Here is an 11,528-nt window from a genome sequence, read left to right on the forward strand (position 1 = left end):
ATTAACCAGAGTGCAGTATTAGTTGCTTCTTTGCGGAAATTTGCTGCGACCATCATAATGCGCTGTGAACGATTCTGGTTAATTTGCAACTCTTCCAGGCTATCGTGCTCAAGAAATTCAGCCAGCACGTCAGCCGCAGGACGCGTTTCTTCTGGTTCGTTCTGATCAAGGTAACGCTGGAAGATCTCAACAATGTGTTCTTTGCGCAGATTCGCGCAGTAACCCGCGTACTTCAGCGCCTGCCAGACGACATCGCGCCCGGAATCGTCGAGCTTATTCTCGATGATCACCAGATTACCGTCCTTGTCGATCGCCAGTAGATCAAGCCGCTCTTTGGTGTCGTCGAACCCGGCAAACTCTTTCTGAATGATAAGTAGTTCGTCATCGCTGCTGCGGGTCAGCGCCTGTGGGTGTTTTGCCAGCCATTCCTGTAAGTGGTAGCGCTCGGTGAAACCCGCGTTATTGAAGGTGGTTTCCTGAAGAGGCTGCAGGCTATTGCTGGGCTGATCGACTTTAAACATAGTCAGCTTCCTTGGCTATTTCCTCGGCTTCCGGTAGGGTGATTTCGCCGGAGAGGAGTTTGGGGAGTAGGGTATCGCGTAACTGTGAAAGCTGGGTATTCTCTCTATTATGGCTTTCAATATAAGAATAAAACTCTTTTACTTTATTTGAGAAAATTTTAACTAATCGTGTATCAGGCTCTATGCATGTCCATCCCATTATGGCTGTTTTGTCCCCTCTGGGCATCTTCACACCTTTTGACGTTTGCATCATAAAGTCAAAAAATGAGTCTTGGTAAAGAATATTGTATAAATATTCGGCTGTGATATTTTTTTTATGTTCGAAAGCTAAAACATCCGGAGAACGTCCCCCTGAAAATCGGGCAAGCCATATTTTTTTAAAATAAGGCCGTATATTTGAAATTAAAATGTGTCCAGGATTAAAAGATGGTGTGGTATTAGATGAAGGTAGTGATGTAGCGCGCTCTATCCCCATTTTGTTACCAAGCATATTTTCAGTAGAGAGATATATATCGTTGTTTAACTCAGATACATTGATTTTCCCAGATGCGAAGGCGGCAATATTACTTAATGGAACTAAATGCCAACCTTCAGGTATTTTAACAGATTCAATGTTCTGCATTGCAGACGGAAAATATTCTGCTGTAGCCTTGAGTTCAGTATATTTTTCAGGATAAGCCTGCTTAAATACAGCCAAAGAATTTGCTTTCTTTCCAGAAATTGACATCATGGCAGCAAGAGTAGCATCTTCCTGCGAGCCACCGGCTTCTAATACCGCAATTTTGACTTTAACTGGTTCAAAATCGACAAACCAGTTTTTGAACAGGGCTTGCGCCATTTGTTCGAGAGTTTGATTTATATCCTGATTTAGTTGGATTTTATGATCGAGATTAATCACTCGATGTACAAGTTCCTTTTGAGCATCTAGTTGCGGGACTGTTATTGGTATGCCTACCATATCTGCACGTTTTATACTCGCTTGGACAGTAGTAACGAGTCTAGCTTCAATGTCATGCTGAAACTGCTTTCCTCTCATGTAATAAAACATGAACCATGGGTCAACAAGATCCTTTTTAAACCTAATGCCTAATATATTTTGAGCAATTGCCACCGTTTCAGTGGGGGGAGTCATTACAACTCTTGCAGTCGTCCCAACTGTTGAAAAGAGAATATCGTTTGGTTCAAGATAAGCCCTGAACCAAGAATTGTAAGTTTCTTTATCGACAAATTTGGTACCAACAATCTTTGGATAAAGATTGGATTCAGGCAAATGCTTGACTTCCAGTAACGGAATACCGCTTTCTGAAAGTGGCGGTGTTTTCCCTCTATTATCAATCCATTTTTCTACAAGATCGCCGAAACAGTAGGTTTTATATCTCATAACCCATCCCCTCCAAACTCGCCTTAATCTGTGCTTCCAGCTTGGCACTCTCTGCCAATTGCTCTTTAAGCAGCATTGTCAGTCGCGCCATTTTCTCCGCAAACGGTTCATCATCTACTTCCCGCTCGGCAGCACCAACATAGCGCCCAGGGGTCAGAACAAAATCATTTCTCTTTATATCGTCCAGTGTGGCTGCAAAGCAGAAGCCTGCTTCATCTTCATATTCTTTATCTGTCTGCCAGGCATGGAAGGTATCTGCAATCTTGCGGATATCATCCGACGAAAAGTCGCGTAATACGCGATCTTTCATAAAGCCAATCTGGCGAGCATCGATAAACAACACTTCCCCTTTACGGTGCGCTTTGCCGTTACCACCCGATTTATCTTTGGTCAGTAGCCAGATACAGGCCGGGATTTGCGTATTGGTAAACAGTTGCCCAGGCAGCGCTACCATACATTCCACTAGATCTGCCTCAATAATCGCCCGGCGGATTTCGCCTTCACTGTTGGTATTGGAACTCATCGAACCGTTCGCCAGCAACAGCGCCATTGAACCTTTCGGGGCCAGATGGTGGATCATGTGCTGCATCCATGCAAAGTTGGCGTTACCCTGCGGCGGGGTGCCGTATTTCCAGCGAGCATCCTCTTCCAGCGTTTTGCTCCACCACTCTTTCATATTGAAAGGTGGGTTAGCCATAACAAAATCAGCACGCAAATCCGGGTGCTGATCGTTCAGGAACGTATCGGCGTTCTGTTTACCGAAGTTAAAATCAATACCGCGAATCACCATATTCATCGCAGCCAGACGCCAGGTGGTAGGGTTGGACTCCTGCCCATAAACGGAGATGTTACGCTTTTGCTCGGCGGCGTTGTAATGCTTTTCATCAGCGTGTGCTTCAATAAAGCGATCGCTGGAAACAAAGAACCCACCAGACCCCATCGCCGGGTCATACACGCGGCCATTGTAGGGCTGGAGCATTTCAACAATCAGCGTAACGATGCTTTTCGGCGTGTAATACTGGCCGCCCTGTTTGCCTTCCGCCAGCGCAAACTGACCAAGGAAGTATTCGTAAACGTGGCCGAGAATATCTTTGCTCTTCAAATTGAGCTTCACGCCATTGTATTTAGGTTCGCTGAAACTGGTATCGGAGAAAACGTTAATCAGGCTGATTAACAGGTCATTACCAAGCTGATAGTGGCCGATACGGTTAAGGATGTTTTTTAGTTTAGGGTTACTGTTTTCGATAGTATCCAGAGCTATATCAACCAGCTTCGATACTGACGTCATGACGATATCTTTGCCGCTATCGTCTTTCCCCAGAATGGTTCCTACTGGTAGTGCAGCATTGGTTTTAAGCGTTTCCCAGCGAGCCAGCTTAGGCACCCAGAAAACGTTTTTCTCGGTGTAATAGTCCTGAACTTCCAGTTCTTCTTCGATCGCCTGCTGGTAATCCTCTTCCGTGTCGTAATCATCACGAGAAAGCGCGTAAATGTTGTCCGGGTTGGACTTGTCTTCAAACAGCCCTCTCAGTTCCTTCTGACGAGTGTCAAAGGCATCTGAAACATACTTCAGAAAGATAAGCCCCAGAACCACATGCTTGTAGTTGGCCGCGTCCATATTGGCGCGTAGCTTGTCTGCGGCTTTCCAGAATTTAGTATCCAGATCGTTCAGAAATTGCTGTTCAGCGTTGTCCATCAAAACCTCAAAAAATCATTTATGCCTGGTTGGATGTCCAGGTTGTGTAAAATCGGGGAAATTGCCAATGATCATACCCTGACGTCAGAGCGATACCAAGATGTAGGGCTGATTTCCGCATCAATACCTTGTGGCAAAGGGGGATTACTCTTTTACACTTATCGGCGCAAAATAACGGTATTTTCCATTTCCCTACCGGAGCATCTTACGCGCTATGACCACTCTCGTTTTTCCTATTCTCATGCAGACGAAGCGCTACGCAATGAGCTTGAGAAGCATCTGTCGCCTCTGAAGCGCATGGGCAAGATCACCACATGGCACGATCGTTGTATCATTCCTGGGCAAGAGTTTGAGAACCAAATAGACCACTACTTTTCGCAGGCAAATATCATCCTGCTGCTGGTCAGCAGTGACTTTATCGCTTCTGATTATTGTTACCAAGTAGAGATGGCCAATGCGTTGGAGCGGCATAAACGGGGGGAAGCTGTTGTCATTCCTGTGATCTTAAGAGAGTGTGCCTGGCATCAGTTACCGTTCGGCAGCATTATGGCAGCGACAATTGATGGTAAACCCATAACCAAGTTTGCCAGCCATGATGAAGGCTACGTTCAGGTCGTCAACGCAGTCTCCCGCGCTATTGCTAATATGGAAGCGAAGAAACCACAGCAGAGTACTTATGCCCCTGCACCAGAGAACCCAATGCTCCAGGCAACGGATACCGTTTGGGCTCCTCGCTCCAGCAATCTTTCGCTGCCAAAGCGTTTTACCGATCTTGATAAGGATCGTGCCTGCCGTGCTGGTTTTGAATATGTCGCCCGTTATTTTGAAGGATCGCTGGCTGAACTCAAAAAACGCCATGCTGGATTAGATATCGATTTTCATAAGCGTGACGCAGACGCCTTCACTTGTGCGATCTACATGGGTGGGAGCAAAGTCGGTCAATGTGCAATCTGGCGTAATAGCGGACGAAATATGGGGATGGGTGATATCGGTTATAGCCAGGATGGCGTAATTGGCAATGCTTACAATGAAATTTTAACCATTGACAATAACGGCCAGATCCTTGGTTTTCGCCCATCAATGGGAGTGTTTAGTGCTGGATACTCAAGGGATACTTTGCTCACTAACGAAGGTATGGCTGAGCATCTATGGGATATGTTTTTTGAGCCAATAAAACAACGCGCTCGTTAGCATAGCCAGGGCGTTATTCCGCAGTTCTTAACGCCCCCTTTGACCATTTTTATAAATGATTATCTTCAAGCGTATAAATCCATTCGCCACATTGCGGACATACTTTTTCACCATTCCAACAGAGATGGCACCAGCAACACTGCCAGTTTTGTATCGTTGTATTGCGGGGAGGTTGGCGGGGTTTTACTGGCGGTAAGGGACCGTATTCTGCTTTCTGCCCATCGCCGAACTTGCTTGCAGTTTTGTTGTAGGGGCATGTTGTAAGTCGCATTGTCGCATCCAGTCGCAGTGGCGTATGAACAAAACTTTTTACACCAGTAAGTTCGTCAATAACCACGCTGATTTTCAGCCTACAGAATTCGCAGAGCAGAGTATCGTAATCGTCTTGTGTCGCCGTTTTCGGTTCGACCCTTTCGCCATGTTGTGTAACAGCAAAAGGCACATAGACAGGTTTATACATAATTAACTGTATGAACGCCTCCCCGTTTGCAAGGCTTCCGTTGTTATAACATTGACGAGTAGTTGCAGCTCTGTATCCGGCCTTATTGCAGTCAGAGCTGCGGGCCGCTATGAGATTCGCTGACCTGGTCCTTATTCTCCTGGCGGACTTTATGTCCAGTAAATTATTCAGGTTTCTCAGGTCACGGTCTTACCGTCTTTGTCATCACTCGGGTCGCCAGAGCAACCTTTCAGCATTCACCCTTGTATTAAGAGTTAATGTTTATCGGTATCAGCGATTAATAAGGCCTGATACTGACATGATTTTTATCGTATTTACGCTCGTGGGCTGCTATTGCCCACACTGTTCGCGCCAGCTTGTTCGCCATCGCCACGATGGCCACACCCATCGGACGCCGCTTTTTCAGTTCGGTTATCCATGGTCCAGGCTCTTTTGTCAGCAGTGCTGCTGCCCGTGCGCCATGGATAAACAGCGTCCGCAGATAAGTGTCACCACGCTTGCTTATCCCCAGCAGACGCACTTTTCCTCCGGAGCCAGTCTGCTTTGGCACCAGGCCAACGTAAGCAGCGAACTCCCGACCAGATTTAAATGCTGATGCTTCTCCCATTGTGGCGATGGCTGCCGTGGCTATTAACGGTCCGATGCCGGGGATTTCCATCAGCCGCTTACAGGTTTCATTCTGCCGCGCCACACTGTTAAGCTGTTTTTCAAGGCCATCTATCAGCGAGTCCAGCTCCTTCAGCCTGTTATGCTGGTCTTCCAGCACGGTGATGAGATACGGTGGCAGCTTCGCCTTCATCCGTTCCAGGGCGGCCGGTAGCTCTCTGTCCATCGCTGCCCGACCTTTGTGGATGGTTTCGCCGAACTCCAGCAACGTCCCGTGCAGGGCATTAATCTGCGCGGTTCTGAACTTCACAAGCTGTCTGCGTGAACGATGCTGAACCAGCACCGCCTGCTGCTCTTCCGTCTTAACCGCGATTTCCTTGCCGGGTTGCTGTACCGCCATCCAGATAGCCCGTGCATCCATCACGTCATTTTTGTTACCCATAACGAACGCCTTGACGAACCGACCTGGCATCAGACGCACCTTGTGACTCAGCTTTTCCAGTTCACGAGCCCAGTGTTGAGAACCTCCACAGGCCTCCATACCAATCAGGCAGGGTTCCTGGTTACTGAAAAAGGCCAGAAAGTCCTTACTGCGTATCTGTTTATCCACCATTTCCCCGGTGTGCTCATTGATGAAGTGAACCTGAATCAGATGTTTTGCGATATCAACGCCAACCGGTGTATATTTCATGCTGTGGAGTCTCCAGTCTGAGGGAGCTTTATGCATCCCGTATTGGGCACTATGATGCCGAAAATCTGCGAGGCTCCACACCTGCCGACTTCACGCTTTCAACCATCATTAGGCTCCGCATTTAAAGAGTGGGGGGCGTTCATCTCATTCTCCTGGAAAATGAAAAATGCCTGCGAGAAACACAGGTATCATGCGCTAGTGCAGGAAGGGGTTACGATGGCTGAGCGCGTCTCCGTCCACGCCTGCCCTTTAGGTTGCATGCTTTAATTTCACTTCGTCCAAAAGTTCTTACGTTGCCGGGTAACGCCAGGCGTGCAAAGGTATCTATTTTGGTTAGATAGTTCACAGCACGTTGTAGCCCTTCCTGCTTCAGGATGTCGTCATACTTAACCATCCCGACGCCAGATTTCTCATAACGTTCAGGTCTGACATTACAGTTGAAGTACGTGCCTTTCCCTTCTGTAATAACCGAAACCCAGTATTTGCCAAACTGCTCGCAGATATTGATCCCACAGCGGGATTTATTGCCGTCAAGGAAGAATAAGGTGTGGTAATGGAAGCCTCTGTCAGGCCCATATTCCAGTTTCCATACCGTGCCCAAAACGTGTCTGAATATTCGGTTTCGTTTCATGTTACGCAGCAATTGCTGACGCTGTTGTTTCGCTATTTCAGGGGTAATGCTGCCTGAATGTGCTTTTCCCCAGGCCAGGTCCAGACGTATTACCAACAGTCTTGCATGCCGGGTAAAAAGATGTTGAATATAATTCATCACCCCTTTCAGATTCTTCATTGAATTTCTTTGGTATTTTCTGAGGTCTTGTTTAAAAGCAGATTTATTCACCTCGTCACGATATTCACTTACCAGCTTATTCAGCATCACGGCAGTATTCGTCGAATCAACCCTGGTGATGGCACCGTTATAAACTCTGCAATAAAAATCGTACCGGCTTAGCGTTTGCTGGAAACGGGTGATTAGTGGATGAAGTTTACGAAATTGCAGGAACATATCAGGTATCTGGTCAAGCAGATGCATAACCTCCAAAACATCAATAGTTCGACTGGTTTGTTTGTATCCTAAGTTATTAAGCAAGATGCTAAAGGGGAAGGTTTTTTTACGTATTATCTTTTTCAGTAACACATAAGTGTGGTGGAGTTTTTCAATATTAATGCTGTTGTCTGTTACAGACATTATTATTGAATTCTTTTCGTTATGAATCTCAGCACAGTTCTGGAAGATACCCTCTATTTCGCTCATCTTTTTCACATTCGTAATATAACCACAATACATCGAAGTGATTGTGGCTTTAAGGATTAAAATGTACTTATACACACAGGAACATTCCTATTGCTTTACTGGTGGTATGTCTGATGGGTGAATAATGATAACACCAATAAAATAAGAACCTTAATTAAAATAAGGCATTTATCCAGGAAGCGTAAGCCTTGATAGACTAAAAGGTATGTATAAAGTTAGTGATTATTGTTTTAGGATAAAAGAGTAAGTTTACTCAATGCGGGATTCGTTAATTTTCTCTTTAAACCACATGACTACTTCACTTTCCAACCAGCGAGAACTGCGCCCCATTTTAATTGGTTTCGGGAACTTTCCTTCCTGAATTAATTTATAAAACCATTTATCAGTCATACCAGTAAAACGAACAATAAATGCCATATCAACCATCTGGTCGCTGTGAATATCAATGGTGTTCATGAGAGGACTCCGGGAATGTAACAGGAGGACACCGGGCGGCATCCTTTCATGTCATAGGTCGCATATGTATCGTTTTACATTTTTCTGTCTATGTGTTGCTTCTGCATATACGTCTGTTTTTTTAATTGATACATCCTGTCTGTTACCTGCCGTCAAACCAGCATTCTTTACACTATCCGTTGAGTACCACTTTGATGGTGCGAACTAGTGTGATTTTATGATTTTTTCAGTAGTGAAACACCTTGTTAAGGTCAGTTATAATGCTGGATTCGCGCTGTTTAACTACTACATTTTTAACTATTATTTTTCTACTTTTTTGACTACTGAAATCACGAGTCGTATACTGACCAGAAACTAAGTTCTAGTGCTTTACAGGAAAGGATTTGTGGAAAGCTCACTTCACTATGTCAATATAAAGAACAAAAGAGATCTCAGATTGTTTCTTTGGTATCTCTCCGCTAAAGATATTGCGGTTCTTATTAGCACGTTAGGATCGTCAAAAAGCGTTTATAATGAAGGTGATATATTTGGAAGTAATGTTGAAATCGCATCAAGTGCTGTTAATCAAGCCCTCTTACTGATCAAGGACAAAATTGTTAAGGGGATTTACTCCACATCTTTTAATTACTTTAAATCACTTCAATTACCCCCTGCTGAGTTTTCATGGATAAAAAAATCTCCTGATGCATGCTATTTTTTATGGTTGTATATAAAAACTATGGTTCATGACTCAAACAGTGAGTTACAACTTATTCCTGAGATTGCCGGGAAAATAAGAAATACTGATTACACTGCTGCCAGACATGACTTTTTGTATAAGAGATTACTGATAAATCCCTATCCTGTGGATAATAAAGAACGAATGGTTGCAATTGAGGATTTTTTTGATCGCGCACCTACCACTCTGAGAAACAAACTCAATTTGATGCATCACATTCGAAATAAGTGGGACGATCTTTATTATTTAAGTAATAACTTTCCACTGACTCCAAAAGAGAAAAAGAAATGTGATTGGGCTTGGGAATACATACAAAAAGACAGGAGTAACATGCGTGGTAAAAGAAAAAATCCGGATGGCACATATTCTGATTATTTAAATGTTCCATCTGAAACTAACAGTAACATGCTTTCCGCATTAAGACCCTCAGGTGCTTATGAGAAATACATGGCTGTAAAATTTTCATATATTTTTAAATTCGTAAAAGATGATTTATTTATTCAGCGATTCAAAAAAGCATGGGGACTACATAAGTACAGGCTTTCAGCTGCATCTAAAAAGAATAAGTTATCAAAACGCTACGGAACTGAAAAAGAAAATGGTGTAGCAAAATCTGTAACTTCGGGACCAGGGCTGGACGGTTATAAGGATTTCTTGTCTGAGAATAATACTCATCAATTCAACCCTGATTTAGCACAGCCTCTGCACAGTGAACATGACATAGGGAGCATTGTGGAACCAGGTGAAGCATATCAAAATTATAAAAATGAGAATGTTAAAGTTATGAAGCCAACTCAACCAGGGAGTAGCCCAAAAGGTATAAATCCCCGTGGAATAGTAATTAAATATTTGCAGCCTTCCTCCCTGAAAAATACTTTTCCATACCAGATGATAAGCATGGTAAGTGACAGTTTTGACGCAATAGTGAAAACGGCGAGTAAAATCAAGGATAAGAAAAACATCAAGTAAGCATATTCTCTCTGTCAGCATCCTATTATTTTTCATGCCTATATCATCTTATTGAGGCACAACAGCTAAGTATGCTGTTGTGCCTCAATACACCGATCTGTTGTGCCGATCGATATCAAATAAATGATAGATGAATTCTATTAATTTCTAATTATTGATTGGTATCACCATAGATAATACCGATCGATTTCTTAAAACCGATCTGTATTAACGATTATCTCATCCCCTCTCAAATGCATACGATCAGATGGACTTTTGTCCAGCTGAAGACCATTTTTCGTTTATAAAACACTCACAAAGGAACAACTATGTTGAAGACTACCTCTACCTTGCTTTTCAGCGCTGCTTTATTCAGTACCACTGCACACGCCGTTATCCAGGACCAGCAATGGGGGAACTGGTTCGGTAACATCAGTGCGATGGAGTTTGAAATCAATACCCAAAACAACTCAGGTGAAGTGCTCACACTAACCTGTACAAGCGGAAAGTTAGCTGTTGCTTATAGCGTTCCCGCAGAAGACTACCGCGTTTCTTCCCTGACAGGACTTGCAGAACCGGGCATCAGCGTTAACGGTACAAATCATTCTCTGGATGAAACGGCCTTTACTGCACTAAAAGCAACAAGTGAAAAAGACGTAATAAAAATCACCTCTATGAATTCAGCTATCTCTAAAAAATTCAGTGCTAAAGGGCTGAATGAAGCGCTGGCCGATACCTCATGGCAAGACTGTATTAATCACTAATTAATCAAAGGGGAATATAATGCATAAATTAATTGTTTTATCGCTCAGTTCAGTCGCTCTGCTTATTCCATCTATATCTTCTGCATTGACAATTCACGGAGATATACATCCCGAACGTTATACATTTTTCCTGACCCAAGAAGGCAGTAGCCAGCTAAAACAGGCGAATGATCGACTAGCCAGGAATCCACAGGCCTACACGCTTGACGTGAACCATACAGGCATTCAGCCTTTTGATGCAGTCCGGTGGGATGGTAAGCCTGTAAAAGCCGTCACCTGTGTGCTGGTAGACGGCATTATGATGGGGAAAAAAGCTACCTGGTCACAATGCAAAGATGAAAGTGGTGCGGAATATTTCGGTAATGCTGGATGGCCAGTACGTGATTACGTGGCAAAAGCGTGTGAAGTAGGCAAATCAGATTGTCCTGTTTATCTTGTTTTTCAAACAGATCCACCGACTATGCGAAACGACATGGCTAAATTTGCCCCTGCGCCTAAGAACTTTAATGCTTCTGCAAACCTGACGGATGAAATTAAAAACGACGGATGCCAAATGGCTAACAATTCCTTTGAATATGCGAAAAGCAGTATTCGCTGTTCTGCAATCAACACCGTGCGTTTTATTCGCAAACAAAATACCGAAGCTAAGTATGAGGCTGATCTCACCACAACTTCAGGCGAAAACCTGACAATGACTGTCGGGTACACCTATGGGAGTGCATCCAGCAAAGACCCCGGCTGGCGTACCATTTCTGTCAAAGAGGGGGGCATTATTACTGATATCCGCAAACAGGGCCAGTGGCTCCCTAATGGCTATAAGTAGAGGTGTGTTCCGTGCATA

The 11,528-nt window shown here is 44.1% G+C and carries 10 protein-coding genes and 1 pseudogene; 4 read left to right on the forward strand and 7 right to left on the reverse strand.

Annotated features, from left to right (window positions below):
• The 3 genes and pseudogenes from AB7E14_RS13085 to AB7E14_RS13095 form a co-directional block, all read right to left on the reverse strand.
• Window positions 1-521, reverse strand: a pseudogene (locus AB7E14_RS13085) (DUF4268 domain-containing protein); the annotation flags it as partial.
• Window positions 514-1,902: a restriction endonuclease subunit S gene (locus AB7E14_RS13090; protein WP_428169582.1), complete on the reverse strand. Its 1,389-nt coding sequence runs from the start codon at window positions 1,900-1,902 to the stop codon at window positions 514-516. The pseudogene AB7E14_RS13085 and the gene AB7E14_RS13090, both read right to left, overlap by 8 nt.
• Complete coding sequence (locus tag AB7E14_RS13095) at window positions 1,892-3,598, reverse strand: type I restriction-modification system subunit M (protein WP_428169583.1); 1,707 nt, start codon at window positions 3,596-3,598, stop codon at window positions 1,892-1,894. Before AB7E14_RS13095 ends, AB7E14_RS13090 begins: the two co-directional genes overlap by 11 nt.
• On the opposite strand from AB7E14_RS13095, the gene AB7E14_RS13100 reads away from it, so the two are divergent.
• Window positions 3,578-4,789 (forward strand): toll/interleukin-1 receptor domain-containing protein, encoded by a 1,212-nt coding sequence (locus AB7E14_RS13100; protein ID WP_428169584.1) that lies wholly within the window; start codon window positions 3,578-3,580, stop codon window positions 4,787-4,789. The two genes, AB7E14_RS13095 and AB7E14_RS13100, sit on opposite strands and share 21 nt — an antisense overlap.
• 49 nt (window positions 4,790-4,838) lie before the next feature.
• On the opposite strand, the gene AB7E14_RS13105 is transcribed toward AB7E14_RS13100, so the two are convergent.
• The 4 genes from AB7E14_RS13105 to AB7E14_RS13120 all read right to left on the reverse strand — a co-directional run bounded on the left by AB7E14_RS13105 (window position 4,839) and on the right by AB7E14_RS13120 (window position 8,257).
• Window positions 4,839-5,249 carry a hypothetical protein gene (locus tag AB7E14_RS13105; protein WP_428169585.1) on the reverse strand — a complete coding sequence of 137 codons (411 nt, stop codon included), beginning with the start codon at window positions 5,247-5,249 and terminating at the stop codon, window positions 4,839-4,841.
• A 277-nt stretch (window positions 5,250-5,526) separates the two neighbouring features.
• A complete protein-coding gene (locus AB7E14_RS13110) occupies window positions 5,527-6,546 on the reverse strand; it encodes an IS110 family transposase (protein ID WP_428169586.1) in 1,020 nt (339 codons plus the stop codon).
• A gap of 211 nt (window positions 6,547-6,757) precedes the next feature.
• Entirely contained in the window at window positions 6,758-7,801 is a 1,044-nt protein-coding gene (locus tag AB7E14_RS13115; RefSeq protein WP_428169587.1) for a YagK/YfjJ domain-containing protein, read from the reverse strand.
• Window positions 7,802-8,050: 249 nt separating this feature from the next.
• Window positions 8,051-8,257, reverse strand: coding sequence for a helix-turn-helix transcriptional regulator (locus tag AB7E14_RS13120; protein ID WP_104445995.1), 207 nt, complete (start codon window positions 8,255-8,257; stop codon window positions 8,051-8,053).
• 385 nt (window positions 8,258-8,642) lie between these two features.
• Between AB7E14_RS13120 and AB7E14_RS13125 the strand changes: the two genes are divergently transcribed.
• The 3 genes from AB7E14_RS13125 (at window position 8,643) to AB7E14_RS13135 (ending at window position 11,510) form a co-directional block, all read left to right on the forward strand.
• Window positions 8,643-9,944, forward strand: coding sequence for a hypothetical protein (locus AB7E14_RS13125; RefSeq protein ID WP_428169588.1), 1,302 nt, complete (start codon window positions 8,643-8,645; stop codon window positions 9,942-9,944).
• A 308-nt stretch (window positions 9,945-10,252) separates the two neighbouring features.
• Window positions 10,253-10,687, forward strand: coding sequence for a hypothetical protein (locus AB7E14_RS13130; RefSeq protein WP_308463556.1), 435 nt, complete (start codon window positions 10,253-10,255; stop codon window positions 10,685-10,687).
• A 19-nt stretch (window positions 10,688-10,706) separates the two neighbouring features.
• Complete coding sequence (locus tag AB7E14_RS13135; RefSeq protein WP_428169589.1) at window positions 10,707-11,510, forward strand: hypothetical protein; 804 nt, start codon at window positions 10,707-10,709, stop codon at window positions 11,508-11,510.
• The last annotated feature ends 18 nt before the right edge of the window (window positions 11,511-11,528 follow it).

It is taken from the genome of Citrobacter sp. (genome assembly GCF_050252275.1).
GTDB lineage: Bacteria > Pseudomonadota > Gammaproteobacteria > Enterobacterales > Enterobacteriaceae > Citrobacter_A > Citrobacter_A amalonaticus.